Below are 15,007 nucleotides of genomic sequence, written 5' to 3'. Positions count from 1 at the left end.
TTAGCGACAGAAATGCGGCGGACGGCTTATCAAGGACTTGATAAGCAGAACTGTGGTTTGTAGCGGCATCTTCAAAGTTCCATTCGGCCCGGAATGCTTGGCGGCGGGGCAATTACGCCCGTCTGGAGCTATGACCATGAAGAAAGTAAAGAATGCTTTCGGTATTCGTACCGTTAAGCACATGCACAACACTGAAGATGCCCGCGTTAAAGTGGAAGCAGCCCCTCAGCAGAAAGATCGCAAGTGGGGAAGTCGTTTAAAGACTTTGTCTGTCGAGGCAGCTAAAGTGGCTAAACGTATTCCGTACTACATCTGGATTTGGGAAAAGGCTGTGATTGCTTGGGATTGGATCTGCGAAAATGCAGAGACAATTTTTGAGGTAATCTCATGACGCAACAAACCACATCATTCGAATTCTAGTGAGGCCGATCCAGTGATCGGCCTCATGTCATTTCGGGGACAGGAAATGGATGCTCCGCTTTATCCCTTCAAACCGATCTACAGCCTTAAGGCGCTGTCGTTGACCCTTGGCGAATCCGCCGAACTCCTCGAAAGCCTAGCCATGCGCAGCTCCAATCTGTACCGCTATGTACCGCAAGCGAAGAAAGACGGCCCCCCCCGTGACACCTACGATGCGTACCAGCCGCTGAAAAGCATCCAACGGAAAATCGTAGATCGTTTACTAGCGCGTGTTCGCTTCCCGGCATATCTCCATGGCGGGATCAAAGACCCTCTGAACCGCCGAAGTATTTATTCCAATGCCAAAGTCCATGGCAACGCTAAATTTGTGCTGTTGCAGGACATCAAGGACTTTTTCCCTTCGATCAAGGTGCAGCACGTTCAGCAGATATTTGAGAGGCTCTTTGGTTTTTCTGAAGAGGTTTCGAAGCTACTAGCCCTGCTGACCACCCGTGATGGTGTTGTCCCACAGGGGGCCAGTAGCAGCGGCTATTTGGCCAACCTGGTGTTCTGGGATGTCGAACCCATGCTGGTGACCAGACTGGAAGCGCAGGGGCTGAATTACTCGCGATTTGCCGATGACATCACGATCTCGTCCATGACGCCGCTGGATTCAGCAACGCTAACGAAGCTGGTCTCAGCGGTGACGCGCATGCTGGCCGAGAAAGGTTGCTATCAGAAACGCTCCAAGCTGCATGTCCGCAGGCGCGGTCAAACCTTGAAGGTGAAGGTCATAGATGAGTTCGTTCCTTTGACCGTGACGGGACTAACCATCTTTAACCAGGTTCCGGGCATACCCAAGGCGGAACGTAAAGCGATACGGGCAGCCGTAAAACAGTTGGAGGATCAGGCGGAGCATGGAGCGAGCTGGATTCAGTTAGAACCGCTGGCTCGTCGCGTTATGGGACGTATTGGTCGATTGATTGCCTGTGCGCACCCTGATGGTGAACGCTTGAAACAACGACTGCATGCACTCAAAGCCCGCAGTCAGGTTGCACTTCTGGGTCGCTATGCCGCAGCACAGCCTGAATCTGCATTTTCAGTCGAGTGACTACGGCTCGACTGTCAGGCTCTTAATTCCTAGCCCTTCGCAGAACCGTCCCACGGCGGTCAATGAGCGCCACACCCGCAAGGGGTTCGCGCCGCGAGCGGATCGGCAGCAACTTGGCGCCGAGCCGCAGTTCCAGACGTGTTGGCCGGACGCTTACAATCCCTCGAGGGAATTGTAAGTCGAGACGAAGTTGTGGGTCAGTTCCAGTGCCCGAGCCAGACACATAAAAATCCGATGCCTATTCAGGCATCGGATTTTGAATTCTTGTGGCCAAAGGTCAAGCAATGAGGCTTAACTGTCGGCATTACCCTCGAGGGCCCTTAGTTTGTACTCAAACCAAACTCACTTGGTCAGCCAGGACTCGATAGTCGCGGAGCCGTGTTCTGCTTTCCATTCCTTCAGCGTTTTGTGATTACCGCCTTTGGTTTCGACGACTTCGCCGGTATGCGGATTTTTGTAGATCTTCACTTGGCGTGGCTTTCGGCTGCCGGACTTGGACTCGACGGCTGAAGCGCGACGGCCTGCTTGTGGATCAAGCAGGTTGATCACGTCTTTCAGGCTGTAGCTGTACTCACCCAGCAGTGCACGCAGCTTGGTCTCAAATTCAATTTCTTTCTTCAAGCCAGCATTAAGGCTCAGCGCTTCCGATGTAGCGAAATCTCACTGCTGCTCACCCTTTAAAGAAAATGGTGATTTTGTTCACAATGGGATCGCGCAGATATGTGAGGCTGGCCAGGAGCTAGGAGCGTTTGTTGCTCGATATCCAAATGCAGCTTGGGCGTCGTGGGGTGATTATGATGTAAGGCAACTTGAGTGAGACGCAAGATTCGCTACGTGCCCTTCCCTAGCCGGAAACATCCGTTTATTTCAGAGCATCCCTAAGCGCTGCGTTCGAGAAAATTTCGACTTGCTCTCCTCAAGCGGCAAGTTGATTGCAACATCCCTAGTGCCCGACGATCGAAATTAGCTCCTGCCGATGCTCAAGAATCCATTGCTTAAGTGTTAAAGCGTGCTCTCCGGTGACATGCGGAACATCATCCCGAACGCTTCCGAGATATCCCATCCGCCCATCCACTACCTGTCGCATGATCTCGACGCCGCCATCTGCATACCACGACTCCACCGGGATACTTGCCGATGTGAAAATAGCCTGAAATTCTGCGGGGCCAAGGACGTTAGCAGTGATCTCTTTACCGAGGATTTCGCCTAGCAGCTTGGCGAGCTCAGGGCCTGTAGCAACATCACTGCTTAACCAATACTCTTTTCCAGCGTGCTTCGCCGGCCCCTCCCGAAGCGCGGTAGCAGCAACCATGGCGATATCCGCCGCAGCCACCCAGCCTGTTCGGTTTTCGTTCCAGTAAGTGGTCAGGGTATCTCCCTTTAGGCAAAGAGTAAGTATGTTTTCCATAAACATATTGGGATGAAGGAAAGTCCAATAAATTCCGCTGGTTTTAATATAGGCCTCAACCAATTGATGCCAGGCAAAGGCTGGCCCCGTGCAATCCCATTCCCCAAAAACACCGAGGTGCACGATATGCTTAACACCGGCTTTGCTGGCGGCGTCGACCAGCGTCTTGCTCTGCGCAAGCATGGCTACGGTATAGCCGGTTAAAAGGAAAACTCGATCCACGCCTGCGAGCGCGGCTCCGAAAGTTCGGGGATCGTCCAGATCAAGGTGAACGATGTCCTTTCCCTCGCCGCTTAAACGATGAACCTCTTCAAGCCTGCGGGAAGTAATCCTAACGTCAACGTCAAGGTTGCCTTCTAGATTGGAAACTACTTTCTTACCTATTTGCCCACTGGAACCTATAACCAAGACTCGCGGTTTACTTTGCTTTATATTCATGGCGCTCTCTTCCTAATTTTCTTTTATGAATTTCCACATGGAAAGCCCATTTCGCAGCGCATGCACAAACTTCGGTGACACTCCGAGCGCATAGAGCTCTTCAAGCGTGAGAGGAAAACTTTTAATTTCGAAGTCAGGGCGAGAAGCCCTTTTCGGCCAGTCCGGGGCTAATATCGCCGCGCGGCCCAAAGCAACCATATCGGCACCATCGTTGAGCGCATCTTGAACGTCTTGCGGCGTTAACAACGATCCACTTGCCACCACGGGAATGTCGCTCCTTAAAACGTCCCTAACCCGCGAGAGATTTGTTTGCTTTTGATTGGGATATTTCCAGGATACTTCCTTAGCGTTCATGGCCGAGAGATTCAGGTAAGTAAACCCCACATCGTTCATCATTCGGAGCATCTCCAAGCCTTCGTCAATGTCGAAGCCCCGCCCGTTGTTCCAGTCTTCAACGAGAATTTTAACTCCGATGGCGAAGTCGCTGGGTAACTCGCCACGGATTCTCCGCATGGCTTCGAGTAGAAATCGTGCGCGATTTTCCACCGAGCCTCCCCATTTATCTTTTCGCAGGTTCGTGGCCTTGCTAAAAAACTGGGTAAAAAGGTAGCCGTTGGCACCGTGTAGCTCGATTCCGGAGGCGCCAGCCCGATGCACTCGTCGCGCGCTATCCACTAAAGCATCAAGGATGGCGTGGATTTGTTCTTCGCTGAGCTCCCGAGGCTGCTCAAAATCAGGAATCGGAAGTTGAACGACACTTGGGCCCGCCGGCTGTTTGCCTCTATTCAGTTTGGCTTTTGCTCGCATTCCGGAGGGCATGAGTTGAATAATCGACAGCGCCTGCTCGCGCTTAACCATGTCGGCAAAGCGGCGTAGTCCATATTCGTGAGAATCTGAGAAAGCTCCGATCTGCCCTTCTATGTAAAGGTCGTCTTCGTAGGCCGAAGCTCCGGCTGTGATGACCGCGCCGAATCCACCTTGGGCACGCATCGTTAACCAGTTCAATTCTTCTTCGCTAAAGCGTCCGTCGGGATGACTTTGCCCATTGGTCATCGGCGCCATAAAGAGCCGATTTTTTACCGTCGCTCCGTTGTTGAAAGTGTAGGGCTGGAAAAACTGTTCGTTCACCTGGGATCCTATTCGTTTGTCAGCGATTGAGTTATCGGTCGTATGCGAGATTCCCACCTGTTCGGCATTTGGCTCTTGTAGTTGTATAGGAGCCATATGTTGGCTGCGACCAGGCTGTGGAATGCCGAGAATGATTTTCGCGCTTTAGCGTATCGGGTTGTAACGGGAAGGAACTGCTTAAGGCGGTTGAGCTATTGCAATCGTCGCAAGCTCAGGCACCTTAGGCGGGAGAATTATTGCAGTTGGCTCTCGGTGAAATCACACGCCTGATCTCATGGATCAAAAGTTCTTCGCCCATAAAGGTGCCTTCATAGACTTTGCCGGTAAGAAGCAGCCACAGTTTGCACACCCGCACTGCATGCGGTAAGCCATGTTATAAGGGACGGCTGAGAAGCGTAGCCCTTCTGCCCGCCCCGAATAAAGTTCGAAGCCCCTCATCAACGCGGGCTATATTGCTTGATGAGCTTCCCAAATTTCCGCAGACCTATCGCATCAGCAGCGGATGGAGAGATGGCGTTCATGAGCGTCATCATCTTGAGCAGCGCGCCACCCATAACATGCTCCTTACGTCGCTGGCGGATCGTGGCGAGGATATCGCGTGCAACTTCATCAGGCTCGCATAGGTCGACGCCCATCTTTTTCCACATGTCGAAAAACGGGGACTCCGACTCAGTGTTGGAGGGGGCGGGCCCGAAGAACGACAGGGATACGTTTGTCCCTTCAAGCTCGCGATTGGCGCCTTGCACGTAGCTCGCCAGTGCGCCGCGGGTCGCCGCATAGGCGCTCATAAACGGCAGCGCCACCCGGCCATCCATGGCGCCACCGATGTGGACAATCACTCCGTCGCTGGCTTGCTTGCGCAGCCCAGGCAGGAATGCCTGAGTCACGAAGATGGGCCCCTTCACGTTGATAGCGAGCAGATCGTCGACGTCGGATAGCGTGTAGTCTTCAATAGGTTTGCGGGGCGAGATGCCTGCAAGGTTAACCACTGCATCGATCCGGCCGAGGTGTTCAAAGGCTGTTACAGCCAGCTTCTCGAGGCTAGCTGGATCGGTTACGTCCGCGCGCACGTAAATCGCCGAACCGTCGCTTTTGCCGGCTATCTCGGCGGCGTCGTGCTCTCGTCGTGCAGCGAGCACCAATCGAAAGCCCTCGGCCGCGAGGAGCCTGGCCAACGCGTGGCCAAGTCCACCGGTCACTCCGATGAGAACGGCGGTGGGCGAATCCTTGTCATGCCTGGCAGCGGCGGGGCCGGTTGCAGTGCCGTCAGTCACAGGGGACTTTTCGTTCGATTTCGTCATTTCGTGTTCCTTTAAATGCTTATTAGCTACTATTAACGTATCTATTATAGGCAAAAAAAAGCTAAGCGGACTTAGCTCTGATTTTGGACACCACATCTGCCAACGTCGTCTGTCTCAACTCCCTATGGACGGCCTCTTGAGTACAAACCAGTACGTCGCTCATGACTTCCTTGATGTTGGAGCTCACGACACACTCCTTCCTTACGGGATAGGCGTGGATAGCAAAAGCATCCGGAGGGCTTACCGCAGAGTAGATTTCTAAAAGCGAAATATTTTCCGGGCTTCGTGCCAGGCCGTAACCTCCAGACTTACCAACAGCCGTTTTAGCCAGCTTCGCCTTCGATAGCTTAACGAGAATCCTTTTAACGAAAACCGGGTTGGCATTTACGCTGCCCGCAAGAATCTCCGAAGCGAAAACTCCGTCGTGATGTGCAATCGCTGCCAATACGTGCACGGCAATCGAGAATTGAGTGTTTACTGAAGACATCCATGGATACTATATTAGTATCCCTATTGATGCAAGAGGCGGGCGAAATTGTAGGAACGAACCCATTGGATTAGTCGAATGAACCACGGTGAAGATCACTTCGCTCATTCCTTTCGTATTCTTGTCGCAAGCAGAGAGGCATTTTCGTTACAAGGATCACGTAAAAAAAGAGCACTGGACTCTTAACGATGCATCGACACCTGCTCCCCAACCAAACCTCCCTGCTATGCCCTCATAATTCCAAGGATATGAGTGCCCGACAGGCAAGTGGTTGACGCTCAAACAGCGCAACAAGGGGGATCGGATCTATCAGGCAGATGTCACCGACTGCGCTGCCTGCCCGCTCAAATCCCAATGCACTGGCGCCCAGTGCCGCTATGTCTCACGTCATGCCCATGAGGAAGCCTTTGAGCGAATGCTGGCCCATCCGCAGATGAGGGCTAACCGAAGATCCATCGTTGAGCACCCTTTCGGTAACCTCAAGCAATGGCTGTTTGGGAATGGTCACTTCCTGCTGCGCCAGTTGGAAGGAGCAAAAGCAGAAATGGCATTGGCGGTGAACGCTTACAACCTCAAGCGAGCGATTAGCGTGCTGGGAGCCCGCCAGTTGATGGCGCTGATGGGCTGAAACGTCTGTCGCTCAAACAAAAACAAACGCTCCGAACAAATTGGGGCGTTTGTTGGGCCGGCCTTCAGTGCGTTTTCACACAGTCTGTCATTGGGCTCTTTTTCTTGTACTAAAACCAAACTCACTTGGTCAACCGGGACTCAACGGTCGCGGAGCCGTGTTCTGCTTTCCACTTTTCTAAGGATTTTGTGATTCCATACCTACAGGTTCTGTATCACCAACTGTAATCCGGTCACAAGAAGCCCAAACCAAGCGATCCGATAAAACCATTTCTGGTTCACCCGGCTTTGCAACCAAATGCCCAACCAGACGCCGGGTATAACGATCGGAGCAAGCGCCATGCTAGCCCCAAGGTTGGTCACTGAGAACTGACCTAATAGCGCATACGGCACTACCTTGATCGCGTTGGTTAGAAGGAAAAACACATTGGTCGTCGCGACGTACCGCACCTTGTCCATTTGCTGAGGAAGAAGATACATCATCAGCGGTGGCCCACCTGCGTGAGCAACAAAGCTCGTGAACCCGGCCAATCCAGAATAGAACGTTCCCTTACCAACATGTGGATTCGCAGGCGCAAGGGTGTGACGGGCAGCCCAGACGTTCAAGCAAAAAAATATGATCGCGATTCCTCCCATCAGCAGTGCGATCAAACGTTCACTTAGAGCACCGAACGATAAAGCTCCGATCAACACGCCAACCAGAGCACCTGGAAGCATGATCTGCAGATTGCTTATGTCCCACTTACCTCGGAAGCGGCGCAGTCCGGTGATATCGGCGATGCAGAGGATCGGTAGCATGATCGCTGCGGCCTGAGTTGGTGGCATATTCAGAGCAAGCAGCGGCACGGCAATACCGCCAAGCGCACCTCCAAAACCGCCCTTCGATATCCCCGTCAGCAAGACAGCCGGTACCCCCAACAAGAACAACTCAACTAGCGACATGCCCTACTCCATTCTGATCCTTGAGGCCGAAGCTCAGACTCAGGCTTCAAATTGACTAACTCGCTGACGAAGTTCTCCACTTGCATCCAACAGCGCACCTCTGCGTCCCAGAACATCTTGCGAGCGGTTCCGAGCCTCTTCACGTATCCGTTAATCGAAGTCCCACCGAGGTATCGCCCTAGTGGGACTTCTTCCAGGTCAGCTACACAACGCTGGCGAACTACACATCATTTCCACCAGTACTCAAGCTGGAGGCCGACGTTCGAACCATGAAGGGCATTACCGAAGGCGCCACTGTCTGAGAGCGCTGAGCCAGCAGACATTTCGCTCGCGGCCCGTTGGGCTGCCTTGTTCCAAGAGGCATAGGTGTAATACAGGCGAAGTTCCGGACGAGACCAGTAGCCTGGCCCGGCCGGCGACCAGGTTGGAGCAATGGTGAATTTCGTCAATTTCCGCGTCCCCCCGGGAGCATCCACTTGATCTCGACCAACCTCGGTGCTCAGCTTGAATTGCTCAGTGAACGCATAGACAGGACGGACGCCGATCGACAACCAATTCTGGTCATCGTCTTCATTAGGGTGGGTATCCTTTTGGTAAACAATTTGGAATTGCCCACTGAATCGTGGAGTCATTTGCCAGTCGAAGTACTCTACAACGCGCCAACTCTGATTGTTGCTGTCCAGAGAGGAATCGCCGGTGTAGCTCATAGCCGTTCCCGGCCCTTGCCCATACTGCACTGCAAAGGTATTGAGCCCCCCCAGAAACCCTTTCTGCTTGTGCTGCGCAATAGCTGACCAACCACTGTGGGAATCTTCCTTGTTATCTGGCTTTTCGAGATAACTGACTCCTAACTCCAGACCACCGCCAGGATTGGTATCGAAGCCGCTGACAGTGAAGTCGTGACGGTTTGTGTAGTCCTCTTGGAAGAGGTTGTCCTTGCGCGAGAACACGTAGCTGTACTTGAGGTCGCCGATACCTACCTGGTCAAATCCAAAGCCATTTGCACTCTGGTTCCAGTAGTAGTAGTCAGTCATGTGAATATCATTACGATTGTAGTAACGGCGGCCAGCCCAGAAGGAACCACCGTTGAGTACAGGCATCTTGCTCCATTCGGCGTACGCTTGGTTCATTCGAGCAAAGCCATAGTCACCGGTGAACTTAGGTGTATGACCATATTCGTTGTACAGTTGCGCCATGCCCTCGACACTGATGGTAGAGCCGTCATCTAGCTTGAGCAGGTCTTGACGCAGATCAAACTCGAAGTACTGCTCGCATTCGTTACCCAAGCGATACTTGGATTGTGCCCCTGGAAGCTGAAAGCACGATTGCCGGCCTCCCTCCGTAGAATCTCCGACACCGGTGCGGAAATAGCCGCTGAAATCTAACGCATGCGCAGACAGCGGAAATACCGCTACTGCAAGTACAGACCAGAAAGCTCCCTTGGTGTTGAACGACATGCTGTTTTCTCCACTTGTTGTTTTTTTATTGATTTTTCGGGACAGCCGAGCCCACCCCGGGAGATTTCTCTTCCGGCGTTGTGGGCTTTTTATTGAGTTGCAGTAATAGAACGAGAGCTTGAAACCGAAACTGTCTGCGCGGGTAATGACAGTCAGTAAGGCACTCGAATAGCTTCAGTTAGAGCATATAAATTGGCAGTCTTAACGAACTGCTCTAATCACGATTTGCCTCTGGATTTGGCGTAGGTATCGAAGCCAACCGCCAGCACGATGATGATTCCAATCACCACTTGCTGGTAATACGCGGACACGTTCATGATCACGAGTCCATTGATGAGGACGCCGATAAGCAGCGCTCCGATAATCGTGCCGCCGACACCGCCCAGGCCACCGAACAGGCTCGTCCCTCCGATCACCACCGAAGCAATGACGCGAAGTTCGTAGCCCGAGCCAGCGACCGCCTCAGCCGACCCAAGTCGGGCAGAAAGAAGGAACCCTGCAAGACCTGCGAGGAAGCCCGTGATGACGTAAACACTCAACACAACCGCCTGCACGCTCAAACCTGAAAGCCGAGCTGCCTCAGGGTTACCGCCAACGGCATAAACCTGGCGGCCATAGCGTGTGTATCGCAGTGCGATGTATCCCACCAAAGCGACGATCATGAAGACCAGGACGGGAACAGGTACGCCCAACACGTCTCCTCTCCCCCACCAACGGAACGCTTCATTGAAGCCGCTCACAGGAGCACCATCATTCACAATGAGCGTCGCACCGCGCCATACCGTGAGACCACCCAGTGTCACGATGAATGCAGGAACGCCAAATCGAGTCACGACCTTACCGTGGAGGTAGCCTGCCATCGTACCGACAGCACACGCTGCCAGCATCGCAACAAGCCATCCCATGAAGAAGTCGCCGCCCAATGCCTGCATCAGGAATGCACCGCTAATAGCGGCAAATGCGAGCAGCGATCCCACTGCCAGATCGATACCTCCCGTGAGAATCACGTAGGTCATTCCCACGCCAATAATCCCGTAGATTGAGACCTCGGTGAGAATGTTCTTGATGTTGCGAACCGACAGGAACATTGGGTTGTAGAGGGTGAAAATGGCGATCAGTGCGACGAGGAACAACAGCACGCCATACTTCTCGAAGAACCCGACCATCTCGAATTTTTTCCGATGCTCCACGGCCGACTCACTAGATGCTGGTTTGATCATTTTATGTTTACTCGATAGATGATGCGGGTGCGGCCCGTTTAGGCCACGCCTTGGTGTGAAAGCGTCGAACTCACTCCCTGAGCCATTCGCTGCATCAGTAGCTCTTCAGTTGCCTCATCAGCCGAGACAACACCGGTGATTGTTCCTTCCCGGAACGTGACAATCTGGTCGCTGACGGCCATGACTTCGGGCAGCTCGGAAGAGATGACAATCACGGCGATGCCAGCGCGCGCCATATCGAACAGAACCTGGTGAACTTCTGCTTTGGCCCCAACATCAATGCCTCGCGTTGGCTCGTCGACAATGAGAACTTTCGGCTTGAGCGCCATGCATCGGGCCAGGATGACTTTCTGTTGGTTTCCCCCTGACAGAGTCCCAATGGCCACACTGTCGTTAGCCATCTTGATTCGCAGTCGCTTCTGGTAGTCCTGAATGAGTTGGGTTTCAGCTCGGTCATCAATGAACATGCCCCAGCGCTTCATCCCACCCAAGCTCGGTAGGCTCATGTTCCAGCGAATGGAGTGCCCCAAGAAGCAGGCCTGCTGCTTCCTGTCCTCCGGCACAAGCGCGACTCCGGCAGCGATGCCTTCACGAGGCGATCGAAACGGAGAAACCTGGCGACCGTTCACGTAGATGATCCCGTCATCGCATCCATCGGCGCCGAAGATCACACGAGCCAGTTCTGTACGGCCTGCTCCTACCAGCCCAGCGAAACCAACAATTTCCCCAGCCCGCACATCGATGGACATATCGCGTAGTGGCGTTGCATGAAGACTTTGGCCGCCGCCACCGGAGATTCTGGAAACACTCTGCACTTTCAGCATCACTTCGCCTGGAGAGCCGGTGAGCGGTTTGCGCACAAACTCGACGTCCCGGCCGACCATCAGACGAACGATGTCATCGACGCTGACGTCTGCGACGTCCCCAGAGGTGATGTAGGCGCCATCACGAAAGATGGTGTAACGATCACAGCAAGCCTTCACTTCATTGAGCTTATGCGACACGTAGATGATGCTGATGCCTTTGGCCTTCAGACCCGCGACGATTCCGTGCAACTTGTCTACTTCGCGGCCACTGAGCGCAGCGGTAGGTTCATCCATGATGATGAGCTTCGCATTCATGGTGAGCGCCTTGGCAATCTCTACCATCTGCTGTTCAGCCACACTGAGCTTGCGAACCATCGTCCTTGGTGTAATGGTCAAACCGAGGTCGTCCAGGACATGCTGGGCATCACTAAACATCAGCTTCCAGTCAACAAACCCATGTCGTAACGGCTCACGTCCGAGGTACATGTTCTCAGCGACAGACATGTCGGCGATGAGATTGAACTCCTGATAGATAGTAATGATGCCAAGCTCTTGGCGGCGCATGGGAGTGTCATGCTCCTGCAGCACATGGCCATTGAATTCAAGTGAACCTTGACCAGCATCCGCAGGCTGGGCACCGGCCAGAATCTTCAGGATGGTCGACTTGCCCGCCCCGTTTTCACCGAGCAAAGCGTGTACTTCACCTTTGCCGACTTCGAGCTTTACGCCATTGAGTGCAACAACCCCTGGAAAGGTCTTCTTGATATTGCGAACTTGCAGCAGCGTATCGTTCATTCCGATGCCTTCCAGTCCTAGATCCGTTAAATAGGGAGATAGCGGTGCTCTCTCCCGCGTCAATTACAAAGATGGGTAGTCGATTACTTGATAGCGCTGAATTGCTCCGCTTGATCCAGGTTTTGCTGGGTGACCATGAACGGCTGAACGGTCACTGATTCGATCTTGGTGCCATTGCGGATATTGTCCACAACCAGGCGTAAGGCGGTGCGGATCTGCTTGCTTGGGCTCTGTTCAACGATGCCGGTAATCTCACCTGCCTTGATGCTTTTCAGAACTTCAGGGTAAGCGTCGTAGCCAATGATTTTGATCTTGTTGCTTAGTCCCATTCCTCGAACGGCTTCGACTGCTCCAAGCGTCATATCGCCGGTGGAGCAGATGATCACATCAGGCGGAGTGCCCGCCGAAGCGGTCAGAATGTTCTCGACCACCGACATTGCCTTGGCACGATCAGCCTCACCGGATTGCTCGGCCACGAGTTTGAAGTTGCTACCGGCCGCAGTCAGTGCTTGATGCACCCCTTTCGCTCGATCCATTGCGGTGGTGGAGCCAATCTGACCGGTGATCAGTACCACATTGGCCCCCTTGGGCATGTTCTTCACAACCCACTCACCCATGATGCGCCCACCCGCCACGTTGTCTGCCGTTACGAATGGCACAGCTGAGGAAGTGCCCTCCACACGGCGGTCAACTGCGATTACCGGAACCTTCTCATCCAGCACATCATTGATAACCGGTGCGAGCGCGGAGACATCGTTCGGAGTCAATACAACTGCCTTAGCACCTTGTGTGAGCGAGTTCTCGATATCGGAACTTTGTTTGGAAGATGAAGCCTGGGCATCCTGGACAAGCAGGTTGATATCCAGTGCTTTAGCTTCCTGCACTGCCTGCTCATGCATGAAGATGAAGAAGGGAATTGATAGGGTTTGGAAGCTCACCGCAATCTTCTCGCCAGCGGCGAAAACGGGTGCGTTCGACATCAAAAAAGCTGTGGCCAATGCAGCAGTCAGCACTCGACGTTTATTGTTCGTTTTCATTCTCGATTTCCTTAATTGCATAGGTGCATCAAACAGTCGGATTTACCGGACGAAGAACCGCCAGTTATTGAATGGCGCTGTATTGTTCTGCCCGACTCAGGTTTTCCTGGGTGACTATGAATGGCTGAACGATGACCGTTTCGAGCTCTGCTTCGCCGCGTACTTTCATCACCGCCATGCGAAGGGCCGTCCTGATTTGTTTGCTCGGGCTTTGCTCCACGATGCCGGCGATATCTCCGTCTCGGATGGCACGCAGCACCTCTGGGTACGCGTCAAACCCGATGACTTTGATCTTGCCTTTCAACCCCATGGCCCGCACGGCTTCCGCAGCCCCGAGTGCCATGTCGCCGCTCGCACAGATGATTGCATCTGGAGGGTTTGCACTCAGCGATGTCAGGATGTTTTCAGCCACCGACATAGCCTTCGCGCGCTCCCACTCCCCAGACTGCTCAGCAACGAGTTTGAATTTGCTTCCGCCAGCTTTGAGTCCTTCATGGACACCTTTCGCACGGTCAATGGCTGTTGATGAACCAGCTGTACCGGCAATGAATGCCACGCGCGCACCATCTTTCATGTTGGTCGTGACCCACTCGGCCATAAGTCGGCCACCCGCTACGCTGTCAGCAGTCACATAGGGCACTGGGACATCGGTACCTTCGACGCGACGGTCGACTGTCACCAAGGGTACTTTTTCAGATAGCACTTCGTTCAAAGCCGGAGCCAAGGCGGTCACATCATTGGGTGCGACAACCATTGCATCGACACCTTGAGTCAGTGCGTTCTCGACATCCGAAGACTGCTTCGTCGAGGAAGATTGGGCATCCTGCACAAGCAGTTCAACATTGAGCGTCTTGGCTTCCTGCGCAGCCTGCTCGTGCATGTAGATGAAGTAAGGGATGGATAACGTTTGGAAGTTGACGACGATCTTCTCCCCAGCCGCCATTGCAGGCGAAAGCTGTAACGTCAAACCTGCTGCCAAAACAGCGCAGCACAACAAACCACCTTTCTGCGTTTTCATTATTTTTGTTCTCCTCAGATGGGTATCAAAGTTGCGGCACGGAGTTGCCCGTGTCGCATTACGCGCACGTCAATAGAACGCTCAGGGCGTTGTGTATCCTCCATCAACCACGAGCTCTGCCCCCGTAATGAAGCTCGCTTCATCACTGGCGAGGAACAAAGCCGCGTAGGCAATTTCTTTGGGATCCGCGGCACGCCCCATCGGCGTCGCTGCGACGACGGCTGCGGTGGTATCAGCCGCTTGGCGAGCAATCATCGGTGTTTCGACCAACCCCGGATGCAGCGAGTTGACGCGGATGCCATTGGCCACGTAAGACAGAGCTGCGTTCTTGCTCATCATGCGCACTGCAGCTTTGCTAGCCTGGTACGCCGACACACCACTGGCGCCGACGATGCCCCAGATCGAAGACACGTTAACGATGGAGCCTGCTTGCTGTCGCTTCATGACCGGGATGACGGTTCTCATCCCATAGAACACACCGTTTTGATTGATATCGATGACCCGATTCCAGTCATCGAGGGTGATCTCATCGATGGGAAGGTAGGAACCTACCAAGCCCGCGTTGTTCACGAGCACATCAACCTTACCGTGCTCACGAACTACCTCTTCGACGAGACGTTCCCAGTCCTCCAGCTTTGACACATCCAAGTGCTTGGCAACGACGCTTGCATTTTTGTATGGCTCAGGTTGGTGCACATCGCCAACGATAACGGTGGCTCCTTCATCGGCGAAAAGCTCGGCGATCGCACGTCCGATACCCATTCCACCGCCAGTCACCAACGCAACTTTGCTGTGTAGTCGTTTCATGTTGATTTTCCTAATCTGAAACTTGC

The 15,007-nt window shown here is 53.5% G+C and carries 13 protein-coding genes and 2 pseudogenes; 3 read left to right on the top strand and 12 right to left on the bottom strand.

Features of this window, described 5'->3' with window-relative positions; translation table 11 throughout:
• The first annotated feature begins 136 nt into the window (after window positions 1-136).
• Entirely contained in the window at window positions 137-391 is a 255-nt protein-coding gene (locus KW849_RS26615; protein WP_218432290.1) for a hypothetical protein, read from the top strand.
• A gap of 75 nt (window positions 392-466) precedes the next feature.
• Window positions 467-1,510, top strand: a complete 1,044-nt coding sequence (locus KW849_RS26610) for a reverse transcriptase family protein (RefSeq protein WP_218432289.1) — start codon at window positions 467-469, stop codon at window positions 1,508-1,510.
• Window positions 1,511-1,852: 342 nt separating this feature from the next.
• Here KW849_RS26610 and KW849_RS26605 read toward each other — a convergent pair.
• From KW849_RS26605 to KW849_RS26585, 5 genes and pseudogenes are all read right to left on the bottom strand, one after another.
• Window positions 1,853-2,155, bottom strand: a pseudogene (locus KW849_RS26605) (histone-like nucleoid-structuring protein, MvaT/MvaU family); the annotation flags it as partial.
• 298 nt (window positions 2,156-2,453) lie between these two features.
• On the bottom strand, window positions 2,454-3,356 hold the full coding sequence (locus KW849_RS26600; protein WP_218432288.1) for an NmrA family NAD(P)-binding protein: 903 nt from the start codon (window positions 3,354-3,356) through the stop codon (window positions 2,454-2,456).
• A 12-nt stretch (window positions 3,357-3,368) separates the two neighbouring features.
• On the bottom strand, window positions 3,369-4,484 hold the full coding sequence (locus tag KW849_RS26595; protein WP_218432280.1) for an NADH:flavin oxidoreductase: 1,116 nt from the start codon (window positions 4,482-4,484) through the stop codon (window positions 3,369-3,371).
• 437 nt (window positions 4,485-4,921) lie between these two features.
• Window positions 4,922-5,785 carry an SDR family oxidoreductase gene (locus KW849_RS26590; protein ID WP_218432278.1) on the bottom strand — a complete coding sequence of 288 codons (864 nt, stop codon included), beginning with the start codon at window positions 5,783-5,785 and terminating at the stop codon, window positions 4,922-4,924.
• A 61-nt stretch (window positions 5,786-5,846) separates the two neighbouring features.
• Window positions 5,847-6,272: an Rrf2 family transcriptional regulator gene (locus tag KW849_RS26585; RefSeq protein WP_218432277.1), complete on the bottom strand. Its 426-nt coding sequence runs from the start codon at window positions 6,270-6,272 to the stop codon at window positions 5,847-5,849.
• 247 nt (window positions 6,273-6,519) lie between these two features.
• Here KW849_RS26585 and KW849_RS26580 point away from each other — a divergent pair.
• A pseudogene (locus KW849_RS26580) lies at window positions 6,520-6,900 on the top strand (transposase); the annotation flags it as partial.
• 200 nt (window positions 6,901-7,100) lie between these two features.
• Here the strand turns inward: KW849_RS26580 and KW849_RS26575 are convergent.
• The 7 genes from KW849_RS26575 to KW849_RS26545 all read right to left on the bottom strand — a co-directional run bounded on the left by KW849_RS26575 (window position 7,101) and on the right by KW849_RS26545 (window position 14,981).
• Window positions 7,101-7,841 carry a sulfite exporter TauE/SafE family protein gene (locus KW849_RS26575; RefSeq protein WP_218432276.1) on the bottom strand — a complete coding sequence of 247 codons (741 nt, stop codon included), beginning with the start codon at window positions 7,839-7,841 and terminating at the stop codon, window positions 7,101-7,103.
• Window positions 7,842-8,068: 227 nt separating this feature from the next.
• Window positions 8,069-9,298, bottom strand: coding sequence for a carbohydrate porin (locus tag KW849_RS26570; protein ID WP_218432275.1), 1,230 nt, complete (start codon window positions 9,296-9,298; stop codon window positions 8,069-8,071).
• A 218-nt stretch (window positions 9,299-9,516) separates the two neighbouring features.
• Complete coding sequence (locus KW849_RS26565) at window positions 9,517-10,518, bottom strand: ABC transporter permease (protein ID WP_095060491.1); 1,002 nt, start codon at window positions 10,516-10,518, stop codon at window positions 9,517-9,519.
• Between the two features lie 38 nt (window positions 10,519-10,556).
• Entirely contained in the window at window positions 10,557-12,119 is a 1,563-nt protein-coding gene (locus tag KW849_RS26560; protein WP_218432274.1) for a sugar ABC transporter ATP-binding protein, read from the bottom strand.
• Between the two features lie 83 nt (window positions 12,120-12,202).
• Window positions 12,203-13,156, bottom strand: a complete 954-nt coding sequence (locus KW849_RS26555) for a substrate-binding domain-containing protein (RefSeq protein ID WP_159439186.1) — start codon at window positions 13,154-13,156, stop codon at window positions 12,203-12,205.
• Window positions 13,157-13,220: 64 nt separating this feature from the next.
• Window positions 13,221-14,174 (bottom strand): sugar ABC transporter substrate-binding protein, encoded by a 954-nt coding sequence (locus KW849_RS26550; RefSeq protein WP_218432273.1) that lies wholly within the window; start codon window positions 14,172-14,174, stop codon window positions 13,221-13,223.
• Between the two features lie 81 nt (window positions 14,175-14,255).
• Entirely contained in the window at window positions 14,256-14,981 is a 726-nt protein-coding gene (locus tag KW849_RS26545) for an SDR family NAD(P)-dependent oxidoreductase (protein ID WP_218432272.1), read from the bottom strand.
• Window positions 14,982-15,007 lie beyond the last annotated feature (26 nt).

The sequence above is a fragment of the Pseudomonas sp. PDM26 genome, from assembly GCF_019219185.1.
Taxonomy (GTDB): domain Bacteria; phylum Pseudomonadota; class Gammaproteobacteria; order Pseudomonadales; family Pseudomonadaceae; genus Aquipseudomonas.
The sequence above is the reverse complement of the archived record's forward strand: the minus strand, read 5'-3'. Positions and strand labels throughout refer to the sequence as shown.

What these genes read in the sequence shown, in the direction of transcription:
- KW849_RS26610 (WP_218432289.1), top strand. Translation starts at nt 467, where the DNA reads ATGGATGCTCCGCTTTATCCCTTCAAACCGATCTACAGCCTTAAGGCG.
- KW849_RS26590 (WP_218432278.1), bottom strand. Translation starts at nt 5,785, where the DNA reads ATGACGAAATCGAACGAAAAGTCCCCTGTGACTGACGGCACTGCAACC.
- KW849_RS26600 (WP_218432288.1), bottom strand. Translation starts at nt 3,356, where the DNA reads ATGAATATAAAGCAAAGTAAACCGCGAGTCTTGGTTATAGGTTCCAGT.
- KW849_RS26570 (WP_218432275.1), bottom strand. Translation starts at nt 9,298, where the DNA reads ATGTCGTTCAACACCAAGGGAGCTTTCTGGTCTGTACTTGCAGTAGCG.
- KW849_RS26555 (WP_159439186.1), bottom strand. Translation starts at nt 13,156, where the DNA reads ATGAAAACGAACAATAAACGTCGAGTGCTGACTGCTGCATTGGCCACA.
- KW849_RS26545 (WP_218432272.1), bottom strand. Translation starts at nt 14,981, where the DNA reads ATGAAACGACTACACAGCAAAGTTGCGTTGGTGACTGGCGGTGGAATG.
- KW849_RS26615 (WP_218432290.1), top strand. Translation starts at nt 137, where the DNA reads ATGAAGAAAGTAAAGAATGCTTTCGGTATTCGTACCGTTAAGCACATG.
- KW849_RS26560 (WP_218432274.1), bottom strand. Translation starts at nt 12,119, where the DNA reads ATGAACGATACGCTGCTGCAAGTTCGCAATATCAAGAAGACCTTTCCA.
- KW849_RS26585 (WP_218432277.1), bottom strand. Translation starts at nt 6,272, where the DNA reads ATGTCTTCAGTAAACACTCAATTCTCGATTGCCGTGCACGTATTGGCA.
- KW849_RS26550 (WP_218432273.1), bottom strand. Translation starts at nt 14,174, where the DNA reads ATGAAAACGCAGAAAGGTGGTTTGTTGTGCTGCGCTGTTTTGGCAGCA.
- KW849_RS26575 (WP_218432276.1), bottom strand. Translation starts at nt 7,841, where the DNA reads ATGTCGCTAGTTGAGTTGTTCTTGTTGGGGGTACCGGCTGTCTTGCTG.
- KW849_RS26565 (WP_095060491.1), bottom strand. Translation starts at nt 10,518, where the DNA reads ATGATCAAACCAGCATCTAGTGAGTCGGCCGTGGAGCATCGGAAAAAA.